Below are 15,722 nucleotides of genomic sequence, written 5' to 3' on the forward strand. Positions count from 1 at the left end.
TGACGCCCGCGCCGGCGCCTCATCCCCCTTCCTGGAGACCCCCGATGTTCCTCAGCATGCTCTTCCGTGCCCGCCCTTCCGGCGACGGCTCGCCCACTGTCGGCGGCCCGCTCCGGACTGCCGCGGCATCGGTGGTCGTGGCCGGTCTGGTCCTCGTCGGTGGTGCTATGCCCGTCGAGGCGGCGACGACCTACAGCGCCTCGTTGCGCACCGCAGTGAAGTCCCTGCCCGTGGCCGGGGAGAACAACGTCGGCTATGACCGGGCCAGGCAGTTCGGCGACTGGAACGACGCCAACCGCGACTGCCAGAACACCCGCGCCGAGGTGCTGCAGAACGAGTCCAGGGCGAGCATCAGCTTCACCACCAGCAAGCGTTGCACCGTCAAGGGCGGGCGCTGGATCACCACCTGGGACGGGAGGGTGCACACCTCGGCCACCACGGTGCAGATCGACCACACGGTGCCCGTCCACGAGGCCTGGGGCTCCGGGGCGCGGTACTGGACGAAGGCCAAGCGCGTGGCGTTCTACAACGACCTCGGCGACCACCGCACGCTCAGCGCCCAGACCTCCGCGCTGAACTCGGCCAAGCAGGCCCGGGGCCCCGAGGCCTGGATGCCGCCGCGGAACCGCTGCGGCTACGTCGGGGAGTGGGTGGCGGTGAAGATCCGCTGGGGTCTCAAGGTCGACAGCACGGAGAAGGCCGCCCTGACCCGGATCGCCGCCTCCTGCCCCAACGTCACCCTCACCGTCAGGAAGGCCTGAGCCGGGCGGACGGATCCCGGGCGGGCGCGGCGCGGAGGAGCGGCCGGGTCGTGCAGAGGGGTTGCTTCGATCCTGCCCGGGTGCAGCGGGCGCCGCAGCGCCACGACGACGTCGTCGGGAACGGCGTGCTGCCCGTCCTGCTCGAGCCGGCTGTGGCCATCCGGGCTCGCCCCGGCGAGCATGGGGTCATGACACCACTGGGACGAACCCGCACCGCTCTGGTCACCGGCTCCACCAGCGGCATCGGTGCCGCCACCGCACGGACACTGGCGGCTCGAGGGTGGTACGTCGGCGTCACGGGCCGTGACCGCGCCCGCGGGGACGGCGTGGTGGCCGGGATCCGCGACCGCGGAGGGCGGGCGGACTTCATCGCCTCCGAGCTCACCGCCCCCGCGGACGACCTCCGGGCCTTCGCCCGCGCGGCCGCGCAGACCCTGGGCGGTCACGTCGACACGCTGGTCCACAACGCCGCCGTGTGCCCCGCCGTGGACACCCTCTCCCTCACCGACGCGGATCTCGAGGCCGCGCTCGCCGTCAACGTGCGTGCCCCGCACGTGCTCACGGCCGCCCTGGCGCCGGGGATGGTCGAGAACGGCAGCGGGGCAATCGTCGTCATCGGCTCGTGGATGGCCCACGTCGGCAGCCCTGTCGTGGGGCTGTACTCGGCGACGAAGGCGGCGCAGATCCAGCTCGCGCGCAGTTGGGCGGCGGAGTTCGGGTCGCACGGTGTGCGGGTCAACACCGTCTCTCCCGGAGCGACGCGGTCCCCGGTCAACGCCCCGGCCGACGACGTGATCGCCCGGATCACGGCCGCCACTCCCGCCGGGCGTCCCGGGACCCCGGAGGAGATCGCCGCCGCCGTCGCCTGGATCGTCTCCGACGACGCCGCCTACCTCCACGGCGCCGAGATCCACGTGGACGGCGGCATCACCAGCACCCGGCGGATCTGAAGCCGGCCGGTCCTCGGCCGCGCGGAGGGCCGACGACGTGCCGGGCGGGCGGCGGCCTCGCCGGCGATTCCGGCCCGTGCGCAGGGAGGGCCCCGCCGGTGCGAAGATGATCCGCATGAACTGGAGTCCGCGCGCCCTCGCCCGCTCGATCGACGGGCCGGGGTCGCGCCGGCTGCCCCGGCGGCTCGTGCAGCTCTTCGCCGGGCTGGTGCTCTACGGCATCACCATGGGGATGCTCGTGCGGGCGGAGCTCGGTGTCATCCCGTGGGACGTGCTGCACCAGGGGCTGTCCCGGCAGTTCGGGCTGAGCATGGGCACGGTGGTCATCGTGGTCAGCGTGCTGCTGCTGCTTCTCTGGATCCCGCTGCGCGAGCGGCCCGGGCTGGGCACCCTCAGCAACGCCGTGGTGGTCGGGCTGGTGCTCGACGCGACCCTGGCGGTGCTGCCTCCGGTCGAGTCCTTGCCGCTGCGGGTGCTGCTCGTGCTCGCCGGCGTGCTCCTCAACGCCGTGGCGACCGCCGCCTACATCGGGGTGCACCTGGGCGCCGGCCCGCGGGACGGGCTGATGACCGGCCTGGTCCGGCGCACCGGGGGATCGGTGCGCGTGGTCCGCACCTCGATCGAGGTGGTCGTGGTGCTCGCCGGGTGGGTGCTCGGCGGCACCGTGGGACTGGGCACGGTGCTCTACGCCCTGGCCATCGGCCCGCTGGTCCAGATCCTGCTGCCCCGGCTGAGCGTCCGTCTCCACCGCTGACGCCAGGCCCCGCTCTGCACGCCCGCACCGAGGTGGCCCCGGCGTCGGGGTCCGGAGCCGCCCGTCGCTGGTGAAGGGTCAGGCGCGGCGGTGGGCTCGGACCGCGGCGGAGGCCAGGCGGCGGCCGACCTCGATCGGTGAGCGCGGGGTGCCGCGGAGGAAGGCGGCCAGGGTCCCGCCGTAGGCCAGGAGGACCTCGTCGGCCAGGTCCTGGGCGCGTCCCCCGGCGAGGGGCCGGGAGAGGTGCAGGAGTCGCTCGGTGAGGAGGGCGGTGTCCGCGGCCAGGACGGCGCCGATCTCGTCCGCGGCCTCGGGAAGCTCGGTGGCCGCGGCCAGGAAGGCGCACCAGCGCGCCGGGTGGGGCTGGTCCCGCCGGTAGGAGGCCAGGGCATCGAACACCGCGAGCAGCCGCGCCGTGTCGTCGGCGGCCGCGACCACGTGCTGGTCCCAGACCGACCGCCAGTCCGCCAGCCGGACCCGCAGCGCCTCGGCCACCAGGGCGTCCTTGCTGCCGAAGTGCGTGTACAGGGTGGCTGCCGAGACCTCCGCCTCGCGCAGCAGCTCGTCGACGGGCGTGGCCCGGATGCCGCGGTCGAACAGCACGCGGTCAGCCGCCTGCAGCAGCCGGGTGCGCGCGGGGAGTCGCGGGACGGTGGTCACCCCACCACTGTATCGATCCCTCGTTCCAGAACGAGCGTTTTGGTGTAGCGTTACGATCGTTCTGGTAAGCGACGTGCGAGAGGGAGTTCCATGCGAGCTCTGGTGATCAGCGGGATGGCACTGATCGCGGCGACCTACGGGCTGGCGCGCTTCGGCTACGGCCTCTTCCTGCCCCGGTTCACCGAGACCTTCCAGATGGGCTCGGCCGTCTCCGGGCTCATCCAGGCCGGGAGCTTCCTCTCCTTCTGCCTCGCCGCGGTGCTCGCCTCGCGCCTGGCCGCCCGCCCGCGCCTGGTCGTGGTGTGCGCGGGGGCGACGGCCACGCTGGGCACGGCAGGCGTGGCGGCCTCGCCCACCGCGGTCGTCCTCGCGGTGAGTGTGGTGCTCGCCGGTGCCGGCGCCGGGTTCGCCACCCCGGGCCTGGTCACGCTCATCGAGCGCAACCTCGCTCCGGAGCGCCAGGAGAGCGCCCAGACGGTCGTCAACGCCGGCACCGGAGCGGGCATCGTCGTCGCAGGCCTCCTCATGCTCCTCACGATCGACCAGTGGCGCCTGGGATGGGCGGCCATCGCCGTCCTGGTGGCAGCGGCCACCGTGGCCACCCTCCGGGCGGACCAGTCCGCGCACCGGTCTCCGACCGCGGAGGGGCCTGCACGGGTGCGGGTCCGTGACCTGGTGTCGCTGGCCCTGCCCATCGCCGCGGCGGCGCTCGCCGGCGCCTCGAGTGCTGCGATCTGGACCTTCGGGCGCACGGCCATGGCCGAGTCCGGCACGGGCGAGGAGTCCTATTCCATTGCGGCCTGGATGGTCCTGGGGGCGTTCGGCGTGCTGGGCGCCGCCGCCGGGAAGATCGTCCAGGTCTGGAGCCTGCGGACGGCGTGGGTCTCGACCGCGGTGGCCATGGCCGGCGCGACCGTCGTCCTGGGCGCGGCGCCGGGGGCGCCTCTCGCCGCGTTCGTCTCCGCGGCCGTGTTCGGGGCCGGCTACACCGCCCTGTCCGGCGTCCTCATCGTCTGGGCCGCGCGGGTGATTCCCGATCGCGTGTCCGAGGGCACCGCCGTGCTGTTCATCGCCCTCGCCGTCGGTCAGGCGGCCGGCTCGGTCCTCCTGGGCGTCCTGTTCGATCCCGCCGCCCCGGTCCTGGCCTTCGCCGTGGCCGGTGCGCTCGGGATCCTCGCGGTGCTGCCCGCCCTGAGCGGCCGGTCCGGGGCGCGGTCCTCCCGCACCACGCCGGCCCCGCACCCCGAGGGGGCCGGCAGCCCGCGGGCCTGATCAGGCGCACGCGGGCCACGAGGACGAGCACCGGGCAGCTCGATCCCCGTCCGTCCGGCGAGGCCCGCCAGGCGACCGTCCGGCGGACCCGTCATGGTGCGGGGAGCGGGACGACGGTGCGGTACTTGCCGCCGGTGCTCTGCTGCGGTGCCTCCGGGGCCCGGTCGACGGCGACGTGCCCCAGGCCCAGGTCGCCGAGCAGATCGGTGACGGCGCTCAGCGCGGCGGCCCACACCTGCTCGGGGTCCTCGCCGGCCGCCGGGAGCAGCCGCACCCGCAGGCCGGCAGGGGCGGTCTGCACGACCTGGAACAGCTCCACGCCCGGGACGCGGTCGATGACGGTCCCCAGCGCGAGCGGGGGCACCGCGACCAGGCCCCGCCCGTCGTCGTCGGGGAAGGCGAGGACGTCCGAGGCCCGGCCCTGCACGCGCAGGGCCGGGGCCGGGTTCCCGCAGTCGCACGGTTCCGGCTTCATCAGGACCCGGTCGCCGACGTCGTAGCGGATGATCGGCTGGACCCGGTTGGCCAGGTTCGTCATCAGCACCGTGTGCGAGACGGTCCCGGGCGGGACGGGACGGTGCTCGGCGTCGACGGGTTCGAGAACGACCCAGTCCTCGACCAGGTGCAGCCAGCCCCGGGCGCAGCTCGAGGCCGCGTAGCCGATCTCGGTGCACCCGTAGACCTCCCGCACGGGCGCCCCGAAGGCCCGCTCGATCCGGGTGCGCTCGTCCGGCGGCAGACCCTCGGCGGTGCTGAGCACCAGCACCGGGCGCAGGCGCAGCCGCCCGGCCTCCTGCTCGGAGGCCAGCAGGCGCAGCACACTGGCGTAGGCGCCGAGCATGAGCGGGCCGAAGGCGTTGAGCTCGGCCACCAGCTCGGGCAGCGGCCGGTGGATCGAGAGGATCCTGAGCCGGCGGTGGCGCCGCGGTCGCTCCCGCATCTCCCGGGTGCTGGTGGCCACGGCCAGGAAGTGCCCGCCGGTGGCCACGACCGCGGCGAACCGGCCCCCGCGCACCGTGAGCCGCACCAGGTCCCGCCCGGACAGCCAGCCCGCGGACAGCCGGGCCATCATCCCCGAGGTCACCGCCCGGTACCGGTCGTCGAGCACGAAGAGACCCCGGGTGCCGGTGGTGCCGGCGGTGGTGGCCACCAGGTACCTCCCGGCGAACCGCTCACCGATCCTGGCCGGGTCCGCCACGAACTCCTGGACCGCCGTCAGGGTCACAGCCGGGTCCGTGGCGACCTCGTCGAAGTGGGCCATCAGCTGCCGTTTGTCCGTCACCGGCAGGGAGGTGACGTCCTCGACCCGCCCCGGCAGGCCCTGGTAGAGCCGCCGGTAGTAGGCGGAGTGCTCCCGCGCGAAGGCCACGAGCTCGGCCAGCCGCTCCCGCTGCCGCCGGCGGAGCGCCTCCGGACCCTTGCGGTGGGCCCGGCGGGCGTCCCACCACACCCAGGTCGCGCTGGCCCCCCGGGCGCCAGCCGCCGCGCTCCGTCGTGTCCCCATGGCACGACTCTAGGAATCCGGCGCCGGGGGAGACAGGGCCGCCGGGCAGGTGACGGAATCGGTCACCGGTTCTCCGGACGGACGGCAGTCGGCCAAGGCGCCCCGGCCCGCGGCGTGGTCCGTGAAGGTTTGGCGAAGATTCCCGCGCTGACCGCCCCCGGGTGCCGCCGCGCCGCGGCGGGGGAGGACACTGAAGTCATGAATCCTGGCACTGACGCGGCGGCCGGGCGGGTGCTGGTGGTGGATGACGAGAAGCCGCTGGCGCAGATGGTCGCCACCTACCTGGCCCGCGGCGGCTACGAGGTCGCCACCGTCCACACCGGCCCCGACGCCGTGGACGCCGCCCGCGACCGGAGCCCGGACGTGGTGGTGCTGGATCTGGGGCTGCCGGGGCTGGACGGCATCGAGGTGTGCCGCAGGATCCGGGGCTTCTCTGAGTGCTACGTGCTGATGCTCACCGCCCGCGGGGACGAGGAGGACAAGCTGGCCGGGCTGGCGGCCGGGGCCGACGACTACATCACGAAGCCCTTCAGCGTCCGCGAGCTCGTCGCCCGGGTGGCCGCGGTGCTGCGCCGGCCCCGCACCACGGTGGCCCCGGTCGAGCCCGCCCGGGAGTTCGGCGAGCTGACCGTCGACCTCGCGGCCCACGAGGCACGCGTGGGCGGGGAGGCGGTGGCGCTGACCCGCACCGAGTTCGAGCTGCTGGCCGCCCTGACGGCCCGGCCGCACGAGGCGCTGACCCGCCGCCGGCTCATCGACACCGTGTGGGGGCCCTCATGGGTGGGTGACGAGCGGATCGTGGACGTGCACATCGGGCACCTGCGCCGGAAGCTCGGGGAGGACCAGGCCGCCTTCGTCGACACCGTGCGCGGGGTCGGCTACCGGATGGTGGCGCGATGACCCGGCGACGGCGCCCCCGCGGCCTGGCCTCCCGGTTCTTCCTGGCCCAGGCCATCGTGGTGGCCGCCGGCATCCTCGCCGCCGTGGCGGTCGCCTCCCTGGCCGGACCCGCGATCTTCCACGAGCACCTGATCATGGCCGGGCACGCCGAGAACTCCCCCGAGCTGCTCCACGTGGAGCGGGCCTACCGGGACGCCGGTCTCATCGTCCTGGGCGTGGCCCTGGGCACCGCCGTGATCTGCGCCGCGGCGGTGACCTGGCTGTTCACCCGCCGCCTCCGGCGGCCCCTCGCCGCGCTCACCGAGGCGGCGCGGGGCGTGTCCCGCGGCCGCTACGACACCCGGGTCCCGGCCCTCGGCGCCGGCGTCGAGGTGGACGCGGTGGCGGCCTCGTTCAACGCCATGGCCGAGCGGCTGGAGCGCACCGAGGAGCTCCGGCGGCGGATGCTCTCGGACCTGGCCCACGAGATGCGCACCCCGATCTCGGTCCTCACGGTCTACTGCGAGGCGCTGCAGGACGGGGTGGCGCAGTGGGACGAGGCCACCGGCGAGCTCGTGACCGACCAGCTCGGACGCCTCACCCGGCTGGTCGAGGACATCCACGACGTCTCCCGGGCCGAGGAGGGCCGGATCGACCTGGACCGCGCCTCGCAGCCGGCCGGCGACCTGGTCCGTTCCGCCGCGGAGGCCCACCGGGAGGCGTACGCCGCCAAGGGCGTGCGGCTCGTCCTGGACGTCGACGACGACGCCGGGGTGGTGGACGTGGACCGGCAGCGGATGGGGCAGGTGCTGGGCAACCTGCTCACCAACGCCCTGCGCCACACGCCGCCCGGCGGGCAGGTCGCCCTCGGCGTCGCCCGGCGGGGTTCGGGGCAGGTGGCCGTCACCGTCGCCGACACCGGCGACGGCATCGCCGCCGAGCACCTGCCCCGGGTGTTCGAGCGCTTCTGGCGCGGGGACAGCGCCCGGGACCGCGACCACGGCGGCTCCGGGATCGGCCTGACCATCTCCCGGGCCCTGGTCGAGGCCCACGGCGGGACGCTGACCGTCACGTCCCCCGGGCCCGGCGCCGGGACGGCCTTCACCGTGGAGCTGCCCTCCCGTCAGCGGGCGGGGCCGGCGCCGGCCGGGATCAGCCGATGACCCCCCTTGCCTAATACCCCCTAGGGGTATATACCTAGGAGGAGCAGGACCACCTCGGTCCCCACCGAGCGGACACCAGTTCTCGCAGGAGGAAGATCATGAGCTCCCCGCACCAGGACCACGGCCGCTCCGCCGCCCCGGAGCAGCCCGCGGACGCCCACGGCCACGAGCAGCACGCCGATGCCGGCACCCACGGACAGGCCATGCCGCACGAGCACGCCCACTCGGCGGTGGACGAGGACCACCAGGTCCACACCCACGGCGAGCACGCCGGGCACTCCACGGCGATGTTCCGGAACAAGTTCTGGCTCAGTCTCGTGCTGGCGGTCCCCGTGGTGGTCTTCAGCCCGATGGTCGGGCACCTGCTGGGCTACTCCGTCCCCGGGTTCCCGGGCTCCACCTGGGTCCCTCCCGTGCTGGGCACCGTCATCTTCGTCTACGGCGGGGCGCCGTTCTTGAAGGGCGGACTCACCGAGCTGAAGAGCCGGCAGCCGGGGATGATGCTGCTGATCGCCATGGCCATCACCGTCGCCTTCGTCGCCTCCTGGGTCACCACCCTGGGGATCGGCGGGTTCGACCTCGACTTCTGGTGGGAGCTGGCCCTGCTGGTGGTCATCATGCTGCTGGGCCACTGGATGGAGATGCGCGCCCTCGGGGCGGCGTCCTCCGCCCTGGACGCCCTGGCCGCGCTGCTGCCCGACGAGGCCGAGAAGGTCGTCGACGGTGACACCGTCACCGTGCCCGTCGCCGAGCTGGCCGTGGGCGACGTCGTGCTGATCCGCCCCGGGGCCCGGGTCCCGGCCGACGGGGAGATCGTCGCGGGGACGGCCGAGTTCGACGAGTCCATGATCACCGGTGAGTCCAAGGCCGTCAGCCGGGCACCCGGCGACACGGTGGTCGCCGGGACCGTGGCCACCGACACCACCGTGCGCGTGCGGGTGGAGGCCGTCGGCGCCGACACCGCCCTGGCCGGGATCCAGCGGATGGTCGCGGCCGCCCAGGAGTCCTCCTCCCGGGCCCAGGCCCTGGCCGACCGTGCCGCCGCGCTGCTGTTCTGGTTCGCCCTGGCCGCCGGCATCCTCACCGCCGTCGCCTGGACGCTGCTGGGCAGCCCGGACGACGCGGTGATCCGCACCGTGACCGTGCTGGTCATCGCCTGCCCGCACGCCCTGGGCCTGGCGATCCCGCTGGTCATCGCGATCTCCACCGAGCGCGCGGCGAAGGCCGGGGTGCTGATCAAGGACAGGCTGGCCCTGGAGCGGATGCGCACCATCGACGTGGTGCTCTTCGACAAGACCGGCACCCTCACCGAGGGCGCCCACGCGGTCACCGGCGCCGCCCCGGTCCCCGGCACCTCGAAGGGCGAGCTCCTGGCCCTCGCGGCGGCGGCCGAGGCCGACAGCGAGCACCCCGTGGCCCGCGCCATCGTCACCGCGGCCGCCCAGGACCCCGAGGCGCAGCGGCTGGGCCTGCGCGGCACCGACCTCCGATCGGCCACCGGCCGCGGCGTCCGCGCCACGGTCGACGGCGCCGAGATCACGGTCGGCGGACCCAACATGCTGCGCGAGCTCGGCCTGTCCACGCCGGCGACGATCGCCGGCACCACCCGTGAGTGGGTGGCGCGCGGCGCCGGGGTGCTCCACGTCCTCCGGGACGGAGCGGTCATCGGCGCCCTGGCGCTGGAGGACAAGGTCCGTCCCGAGTCCCGCGCCGCCGTGGCCGCCCTGCAGGACAGGGGGGTGCGCGTGGCGATGATCACCGGCGACGCCCGCCAGGTCGCCGAGGCCGTGGGCGCCGAGCTGGGCATCGACGAGGTCTTCGCGGAGGTCCTCCCGCAGGACAAGGACACCAAGGTCGTCGAGCTCCAGTCCCGGGGGATGACCGTGGCGATGGTCGGCGACGGCGTCAACGACGCCCCCGCCCTGGCCCGGGCCGAGGTCGGCATCGCCATCGGCGCCGGCACCGACGTGGCCATGGAGTCGGCCGGGGTGGTCCTGGCCGGCAACGACCCCCGGTCCGTGCTGTCGATGATCGAGCTGTCGCGGGCCAGCTACCGGAAGATGATCCAGAACCTGGTCTGGGCCGCCGGCTACAACGTCGTCGCCGTGCCCCTGGCCGCCGGGGTGCTCGCCCCGATCGGGATCGTGCTGTCCCCGGCCGTGGGCGCGGTGCTGATGTCGGCGTCCACCATCGTGGTGGCGCTCAACGCCCAGCTGCTGCGCCGCCTCGACCTCGCCCCGGCCCATCTGGCCTCCGTCGGCACCGAGGACCGCCGGGCCCCCGAGCAGGCCGACACCGTCCCCGCCCGCTGAACCACCCCGACCCCCCGAGACCGAACCCCCGAACCGAAGAGAAGGACACCCACCGTGAAGCGTTCCACCACCCTCACCGCCCTCGCCCTGGCCTCGGCCCTCGCCCTGGCCGGCTGCGGCACCAGCGGCGCCCAGGAGGGCGCCGGCACGGACGCGGAGACCGCTGCCCCCGCGGCCTCCGCCCCTGCGGCCACCAGCACCGGTGCGGCCTCCGGCGAGCCGATCGCCGCCGAGCACAACGACGCGGACGTGATGTTCGCCCAGATGATGCTCCCGCACCACGAGCAGGCCGTGGACATGAGCGAGACGCTGCTGGCCAAGGACGAGGTCCCGGCCGAGGTCGCCGACTTCGCCCAGGGAGTCATCGATGCCCAGGCCCCGGAGATCGAGCGCATGAACGACATGCTCACCGCCTGGGAGGCCGAGCCGCTGGCCGACGCCGGCGAGATGGACGGCATGGACCACGGCTCCGGGGCGGGCATGAGCGGGATGATGAGCGAGGAGGACATGTCCGCCCTCGAGGACGCCCAGGGCGCCGGGGCCGCCCAGCTGTACCTGGAGCAGATGACCGTCCACCACGAGGGCGCGGTCGAGATGGCCCAGGAGCAGATCGAGCAGGGGCAGAACCCGCAGGCCGTCGAGCTCGCCCGCCAGGTGGTCGAGGACCAGGAGGCGGAGATCGCCGAGATGGAGCGGATGCTCCAGGAGCTGCCGGACGGTTCCTGACCGCCCCGGTGACCGGCGTCGTCGCCCACGGGCGGCCGCCGGCAAAAGCCGACCGACCGATCGAAGGAGGACCGCGATGATGTGGGGCGACGGCATGGGAGGGGGCATGGGCTGGATGTGGCTGTTCTGGCTGCTGCTCGTGGTGGGCACGGTCGTACTGGTCGTCGTGCTCGTGAAGCTGCTGACCGGGAACTCGGGCCGCGGGACCCGGCAGGGCGGGAGCGCCCCGCCGCCGACGGGTGCCGGCCCGCGCCGGTCCCGGGAGATCCTCGAGGAGCGCTACGCGCGCGGGGAGATCAGCACCGAGGAGTTCCGGGAGCGGCTGCGGACCCTGGAGGAGGGCGACCGGTGAGCCCCCTGACCCGCCGGCAGCTGCTGGCACTGGGCGCGGCCGGGGCCGGCGCCGCGGCCGTGGGCGGGGCCGGGCTGTGGTGGACCGGCGGCGGGGGCGAGGCCCTCGGCGGCGGCCGGGAGCTGCTGCAGCCCGAGGTGCTGTCCAGCAGGGACGGTGCCCTGGACCTGGTCCTGGAGGCAGCCCCCGCCCGGGTGCGGATCGGGGCGCGCACCGCGCACGTGCAGGCGTTCAACGGCTCCCTGCCCGGGCCCACCCTGCGCCTCCGCCCCGGGGACACGCTCCGGGTGGCGATGAGCAACGGCCTGGAGGCCCCGACGAACCTGCACGTGCACGGTCTGCACGTCTCCCCGGAGGACAACGGGGACAACCCCTTCGTGAGCATCGCCCCCGGGGACTCCTTCGACTACGCGTTCGCCCTTCCACGCGACCACCCGCCGGGCACCTACTGGTACCACCCGCACCACCACGGGCACGTGGCCGACCAGCTCGCCGCCGGGCTCTACGGGGCCATCGTGGTCGAGGACCCCGAGCCCGTCCCGGTGGCCCGGGAGCGGGTGCTGGTGATTTCCGACCTCACCCTGGACGCCTCCGGCAACCTCGCCGAGGCGTCCCCGCCGGAGCGGATGATGGGCCGGGAGGGGCAGAGCGTGCTGGTCAACGGTCAGGTCCGTCCCGGGGCCACCGCGGCACCGGGGGAGCGGGAGCTGTGGCGGGTCGTCAACGCCTGCCCGTCCCGGTTCCTGCGCCTGAGCCTGGACGGGCAGGGCCTGCGGCTCTCCGGCCGTGACGTCGGCCGGCTGCCCGAGGCGCTCGAGGTCACCGACGTGACCCTGGCGTCGGGCAACCGGGTGGAGCTGCTGGTGGACGCCCGGGCGGGCACTTCCGTCCTGGTGGCCACCCCGGTGGACCGCGGCAGCATGGACGGCATGATGAACGGCATGACGGGCCCGGGCGGGGACCGTCCCGGCTCCGGCGGTCCGGTCGAGCTGCTCACCCTGGAGGTCGCCGGGGACCCGGTCGAGCCGGCCGGGCCCGTGCCCGCGGGGCCGGCGCTGCGGGACCTGCGCGAGGAGCCGGTCGAGGCCCGGCGCACCCTGGACTTCGCCATGGGCATGGGCATGGGCGGGATGATGGGCGGCATGCGCGGTCCCGGGCAGATGATGTCCTTCACGATCGACGGCCGGGAGTTCGACGCCGGGCGCACCGACCAGCGGGTCCGGGTGGGCACCGTGGAGGAGTGGACCCTGACCAACTCCAGCCCCATGGACCACCCGGTGCACCTGCACGTGTGGCCGATGCAGGTCGTGGCCGAGGCGGGCCAGGAGGTCTCCGGACCGCGGTGGCAGGACGTGGTCAACGTCCCGGCCTTCGGGGAGGTGACGGTCCGGGTGGCCTTCGACGACTTCGCCGGCCGCAGCGTCTACCACTGCCACATCCTCGACCACGAGGACCTCGGCATGATGGGCACCCTCGAGGCCCGCTGAGGTCCGCTGAGGCCCGCTGAGGCCCGGCGAGAGTGGGGAAGCCCGGTGCGCGGATCCGCGCCGCGCCCGGACCGGCGCCCCGCCGGGCTCAGCCCATCGAGGTGAGGAGGTCGGCGCAGGCCTGCTCGCAGCGGCGGCAGGCCTCGGCGCAGACCTTGCAGTGCTCGTGCATCTCGGCGTGCTCGGCGCATTCGTCCCCGCAGGCCTTGCACGCGGTGCGGCACGCCTCGAGCAGGGCCCGGCCGACCTCGGCGTTGTTGCCGGTCTGACGGGAGAGTGCCTTGCCGGTGGCGGCGCAGACGTCGGCGCAGTCGAGGTTCTTGCGGATGCACTCGGTCAGCTCCGCGACCATGTCCTCGGCCAGGCAGGCGTCGGCGCAGGCGGTGCAGGTCTGGGCGCACTCGAAGCACGCCGCGATGCACTCGGCCAGCTTCTGCCGGTCGATGTTCCCCAGGTCCTTCGGGTAGGTCTCGAGCATCGAGGTCACGTGGGTCATGGTCTCGCTCCTTCGTCCGTCCTGCCGTGGTGCGGACCGGTCGGAACCGGACCGCCGTGCAACCGACAGTAAACTGCCGATCCGGCGTCGTGAAGTCCTGGGCGTTGAAGATTCCGTGAAGAAACCCCCGGCCACGGAGGGGGCGGACGAACCGGTCGGCGCCGGCCGCCGCTGCCGGTCACGCCGGGGCCGTCTCTCCGTCTCCGGCGCGTGCTCCGGCCTCGCCGAGCCGAGCGTCCCGCCTCCGCCGCGCTGACGGCTCAGCGGGTGCGGCGGGACACGGCGGGCGGGGGGCCGAAGCCGCTCACGGCGTCCCGCAAGGACGGCGGTGCGCCGTGCTCGGGCTGGTGGATCCGCTGCGGACCGCCGGAGGCGACCCAGCGGTTCAGCGCCTCCGCCCGCTGGACGTCCTCCAGCCCGCTCAGCCACACGGTGGGACCCACGTGCCCGCTGGGCCCGTCCCGCCGTGCGACGGCGACCAGCGCGGCCATCTCGCACCGGCCCAGGCACGGGGACGAGATCAGGACGGCCCCGGCCGTGCCCCTGACCACCTCCTGGAGGTCCTCCGCCTGCTCGGCGGTCCCGGTCATCCGGCGCAGGCCGGCGCACCGGTGACCCTGGCAGACCGCGACCAGGGGACCGCTGGCGTCGGTGCTGGTCCTGCGCGGGGCGCTCTTGCGGGTCATCGGGTGCCCTCCTGGGTCGGCGAACGAGGTGGCGGGCCGGCGGCTCCTAAACGCGCTGCCGCCGGTTTTGTTGTTGAGAATGAAACTCATTACCATAAGAACTCGTTGAGACCGGTTTTGGCAAGGGGGAAGCATGCGCGGTGCGACCGGAGTGGACGTGCGGGGGCTCGACGTGGCCCTGGCCGGACGGCCGCTGCTGCAGGGTGTGGGCTTCCAGGTGCCCCCGGGTCGGCGGGTGGCCCTGCTCGGCGCCTCGGGCTCGGGGAAGTCCCTGACGGTCCTGGCCCTGCTGGGTCTGCTCGGACACCACTTCGGCGTGCAGGGCTCCCTGCGCGCCGCCGGCCGTGAGCTGCCGTGGCGGCAGGCTCCCGGGCGGCGTCCGGGAATGGCCGCGGTCTTCCAGGACTCCCAGGCCGCGCTGAACCCCGTGGTGCGCCTGGACCGGCAGCTGCTGCCCGCCGTGGCCCGCCGGCGCCGGCTCGGTGCGGCGGCCGCCGGCCGGGTCGTGGCGGATCTGCTCCGCGAGGTCGGCTTCGAGGACCCGGCGCGGATCCTGCGGGCCCACCCCTCCCAGCTGTCGGGCGGGCAGCGGCAGCGGGTGTGCCTGGCGCTCGCCATGGCCGCCGCACCGGACCTGCTGGTGGCCGACGAGCCGACCACGGCGCTGGACATGATCAGCCAGCGCCACGTGGTCGAGGCCCTGCGCCGGTGCACCGGCGCAGGCCGCGGCGGGCTGCTGTTCGTCACCCACGACCTGGCGGTCGCCGCCGACCTGTGCGACGACGTCGTCGTCCTGGACCGGGGACGGGTCGTCGAGTCCGGTCCGATCCAGCAGGTGGTCGGATCGCCGCAGGCGCCCTTCACGGCGGCCCTGGTCGAGGCCGCCCGCACCGGTCTCCGTTCCGCTGCGGCTCCGCCGGTTGCCGCCCCGCTGGGCGTGGCCTCGTGAGCCGGGCGGCGGAACCCGCCGCACTGCACGGTGTCGGGCTCACCAGGAGCTACGGCACGCGCTCCGGCGCCGTGGCCGCGGTGCGCGGCGTCGACCTCGCGGTGCGCGATGGGGAGTCGCTGGGCCTGGTCGGCCCCTCCGGATCGGGCAAGTCCACGCTGCTGTCCCTGCTGCTGGGCGTCGAGCGCCCAGACCGGGGCGAGATCCTCTTCGACGGCGTTCCCCTGACCGGCCGGCAGCAGCTCCGGCGGGCCAGGCAGGCCGTGCAGTACGTCCCGCAGGACCCCGCGTCCAGCCTGGACCCGCGGCGCAGCGTCGAACGCCAGCTGCGGGAACCGCTGCGCCGCTTCGGCATCGCGGGCGACCACGCCCCAATGGTCCGGGACGCCCTGGAGCGGGTCGGCCTGGGCGCCGAGCACCTGGACCGGCGCGCCCACGAGCTCTCCGGCGGTCAGGCCCAGCGCGTGGCGATCGCCCGGGCCCTGGTGACCCGGCCGCGGATCCTCCTGGCCGACGAGGCGGTCAGCGGCCTCGACCTGCCGCTGCGCCACCAGGTGCTGGACCTGCTCAAGGAGCAGCACGTCCAAGAGGGACTGGGGCTGCTGTTCGTCTCCCACGACCTCACCGCGGTCCGCTTCCTGTGCCGCCGCGCGCTGGTGCTCGACCACGGGCAGGTGGTGGAGGAGGGCCCCGTCGACCGGCTCCTCGAGACGCCGCGCCACCCGACCACGCAGGAGCTGGTGGATGCGGTTCCGCACCTGGCCCCCTGAG

Annotated in this window: 16 protein-coding genes; 12 read left to right on the top strand and 4 right to left on the bottom strand. The window is 74.6% G+C overall.

The annotated features are described in order from the left end of the window. Nucleotides 1-56 precede the first annotated feature (56 nt). The 3 genes from EQG70_RS00890 (at nucleotide 57) to yczE (ending at nucleotide 2,465) form a co-directional block, all read left to right on the top strand. Nucleotides 57-761 (top strand): HNH endonuclease family protein, encoded by a 705-nt coding sequence (locus tag EQG70_RS00890; protein WP_244296623.1) that lies wholly within the window; start codon nucleotides 57-59, stop codon nucleotides 759-761. Nucleotides 762-811: 50 nt separating this feature from the next. Continuing rightward, a complete protein-coding gene (locus EQG70_RS00895; RefSeq protein WP_017831862.1) occupies nucleotides 812-1,711 on the top strand; it encodes an SDR family NAD(P)-dependent oxidoreductase in 900 nt (299 codons plus the stop codon). Between the two features lie 115 nt (nucleotides 1,712-1,826). Further along, nucleotides 1,827-2,465 (top strand): membrane protein YczE, encoded by a 639-nt coding sequence (gene yczE, locus EQG70_RS00900; protein WP_229587146.1) that lies wholly within the window; start codon nucleotides 1,827-1,829, stop codon nucleotides 2,463-2,465. 78 nt (nucleotides 2,466-2,543) lie between these two features. Here the strand turns inward: yczE and EQG70_RS00905 are convergent, their stop codons facing one another. Next, a complete protein-coding gene (locus EQG70_RS00905; RefSeq protein WP_017831864.1) occupies nucleotides 2,544-3,125 on the bottom strand; it encodes a TetR/AcrR family transcriptional regulator in 582 nt (193 codons plus the stop codon). Nucleotides 3,126-3,215: 90 nt separating this feature from the next. Between EQG70_RS00905 and EQG70_RS00910 the strand changes: the two genes are divergently transcribed. Next, complete coding sequence (locus tag EQG70_RS00910) at nucleotides 3,216-4,397, top strand: MFS transporter (protein WP_035924158.1); 1,182 nt, start codon at nucleotides 3,216-3,218, stop codon at nucleotides 4,395-4,397. Between the two features lie 91 nt (nucleotides 4,398-4,488). Here the strand turns inward: EQG70_RS00910 and EQG70_RS00915 are convergent, their stop codons facing one another. Then, nucleotides 4,489-5,901: a phenylacetate--CoA ligase family protein gene (locus EQG70_RS00915; RefSeq protein WP_244296625.1), complete on the bottom strand. Its 1,413-nt coding sequence runs from the start codon at nucleotides 5,899-5,901 to the stop codon at nucleotides 4,489-4,491. Between the two features lie 198 nt (nucleotides 5,902-6,099). On the opposite strand from EQG70_RS00915, the gene EQG70_RS00920 reads away from it, so the two are divergent. From EQG70_RS00920 to EQG70_RS00945, 6 genes are all read left to right on the top strand, one after another. After that, the gene (locus EQG70_RS00920) at nucleotides 6,100-6,801 is read left to right on the top strand and encodes a response regulator transcription factor (RefSeq protein WP_208746238.1); all 702 of its coding nucleotides are present in this window, start codon (nucleotides 6,100-6,102) and stop codon (nucleotides 6,799-6,801) included. Continuing rightward, nucleotides 6,798-7,943 (top strand): sensor histidine kinase, encoded by a 1,146-nt coding sequence (locus tag EQG70_RS00925; RefSeq protein WP_109269004.1) that lies wholly within the window; start codon nucleotides 6,798-6,800, stop codon nucleotides 7,941-7,943. Before EQG70_RS00920 ends, EQG70_RS00925 begins: the two co-directional genes overlap by 4 nt. Before the next feature lie 98 nt (nucleotides 7,944-8,041). Further along, nucleotides 8,042-10,255 (top strand): copper-translocating P-type ATPase, encoded by a 2,214-nt coding sequence (locus EQG70_RS00930; RefSeq protein ID WP_109269003.1) that lies wholly within the window; start codon nucleotides 8,042-8,044, stop codon nucleotides 10,253-10,255. Between the two features lie 54 nt (nucleotides 10,256-10,309). Then, nucleotides 10,310-10,981, top strand: coding sequence for a DUF305 domain-containing protein (locus EQG70_RS00935; protein ID WP_109269002.1), 672 nt, complete (start codon nucleotides 10,310-10,312; stop codon nucleotides 10,979-10,981). Nucleotides 10,982-11,057: 76 nt separating this feature from the next. Next, the gene (locus tag EQG70_RS00940) at nucleotides 11,058-11,333 is read left to right on the top strand and encodes an SHOCT domain-containing protein (RefSeq protein ID WP_109269001.1); all 276 of its coding nucleotides are present in this window, start codon (nucleotides 11,058-11,060) and stop codon (nucleotides 11,331-11,333) included. Beyond that, nucleotides 11,330-12,820: a multicopper oxidase family protein gene (locus EQG70_RS00945; RefSeq protein WP_109269000.1), complete on the top strand. Its 1,491-nt coding sequence runs from the start codon at nucleotides 11,330-11,332 to the stop codon at nucleotides 12,818-12,820. The genes EQG70_RS00940 and EQG70_RS00945 overlap by 4 nt, the downstream gene beginning before the upstream one ends. Nucleotides 12,821-12,908: 88 nt before the next feature. Here EQG70_RS00945 and EQG70_RS00950 read toward each other — a convergent pair whose 3' ends face one another. Continuing rightward, complete coding sequence (locus EQG70_RS00950) at nucleotides 12,909-13,316, bottom strand: four-helix bundle copper-binding protein (protein WP_017831873.1); 408 nt, start codon at nucleotides 13,314-13,316, stop codon at nucleotides 12,909-12,911. A gap of 260 nt (nucleotides 13,317-13,576) precedes the next feature. After that, nucleotides 13,577-14,002 (bottom strand): hypothetical protein, encoded by a 426-nt coding sequence (locus tag EQG70_RS00955; RefSeq protein WP_017831874.1) that lies wholly within the window; start codon nucleotides 14,000-14,002, stop codon nucleotides 13,577-13,579. A 133-nt stretch (nucleotides 14,003-14,135) separates the two neighbouring features. Here EQG70_RS00955 and EQG70_RS00960 point away from each other — a divergent pair, with 133 nt between their 5' ends. Further along, on the top strand, nucleotides 14,136-14,951 hold the full coding sequence (locus tag EQG70_RS00960) for an ATP-binding cassette domain-containing protein (RefSeq protein WP_031282187.1): 816 nt from the start codon (nucleotides 14,136-14,138) through the stop codon (nucleotides 14,949-14,951). Then, a complete protein-coding gene (locus EQG70_RS00965; RefSeq protein ID WP_244296627.1) occupies nucleotides 14,948-15,721 on the top strand; it encodes an ABC transporter ATP-binding protein in 774 nt (257 codons plus the stop codon). The genes EQG70_RS00960 and EQG70_RS00965 overlap by 4 nt, the downstream gene beginning before the upstream one ends. Nucleotide 15,722: the final 1 nt, after the last annotated feature.

The sequence above is a fragment of the Kocuria rosea genome (assembly GCF_006094695.1).
GTDB lineage: Bacteria > Actinomycetota > Actinomycetes > Actinomycetales > Micrococcaceae > Kocuria > Kocuria rosea.

What these genes read in the sequence shown, in the direction of transcription:
- EQG70_RS00890 (WP_244296623.1), top strand. Translation starts at nt 57, where the DNA reads ATGCTCTTCCGTGCCCGCCCTTCCGGCGACGGCTCGCCCACTGTCGGC.
- yczE (WP_229587146.1), top strand. Translation starts at nt 1,827, where the DNA reads ATGAACTGGAGTCCGCGCGCCCTCGCCCGCTCGATCGACGGGCCGGGG.
- EQG70_RS00910 (WP_035924158.1), top strand. Translation starts at nt 3,216, where the DNA reads ATGCGAGCTCTGGTGATCAGCGGGATGGCACTGATCGCGGCGACCTAC.
- EQG70_RS00915 (WP_244296625.1), bottom strand. Translation starts at nt 5,901, where the DNA reads ATGGGGACACGACGGAGCGCGGCGGCTGGCGCCCGGGGGGCCAGCGCG.
- EQG70_RS00920 (WP_208746238.1), top strand. Translation starts at nt 6,100, where the DNA reads ATGAATCCTGGCACTGACGCGGCGGCCGGGCGGGTGCTGGTGGTGGAT.
- EQG70_RS00925 (WP_109269004.1), top strand. Translation starts at nt 6,798, where the DNA reads ATGACCCGGCGACGGCGCCCCCGCGGCCTGGCCTCCCGGTTCTTCCTG.
- EQG70_RS00930 (WP_109269003.1), top strand. Translation starts at nt 8,042, where the DNA reads ATGAGCTCCCCGCACCAGGACCACGGCCGCTCCGCCGCCCCGGAGCAG.
- EQG70_RS00940 (WP_109269001.1), top strand. Translation starts at nt 11,058, where the DNA reads ATGATGTGGGGCGACGGCATGGGAGGGGGCATGGGCTGGATGTGGCTG.
- EQG70_RS00950 (WP_017831873.1), bottom strand. Translation starts at nt 13,316, where the DNA reads ATGACCCACGTGACCTCGATGCTCGAGACCTACCCGAAGGACCTGGGG.
- EQG70_RS00955 (WP_017831874.1), bottom strand. Translation starts at nt 14,002, where the DNA reads ATGACCCGCAAGAGCGCCCCGCGCAGGACCAGCACCGACGCCAGCGGT.
- EQG70_RS00960 (WP_031282187.1), top strand. Translation starts at nt 14,136, where the DNA reads ATGCGCGGTGCGACCGGAGTGGACGTGCGGGGGCTCGACGTGGCCCTG.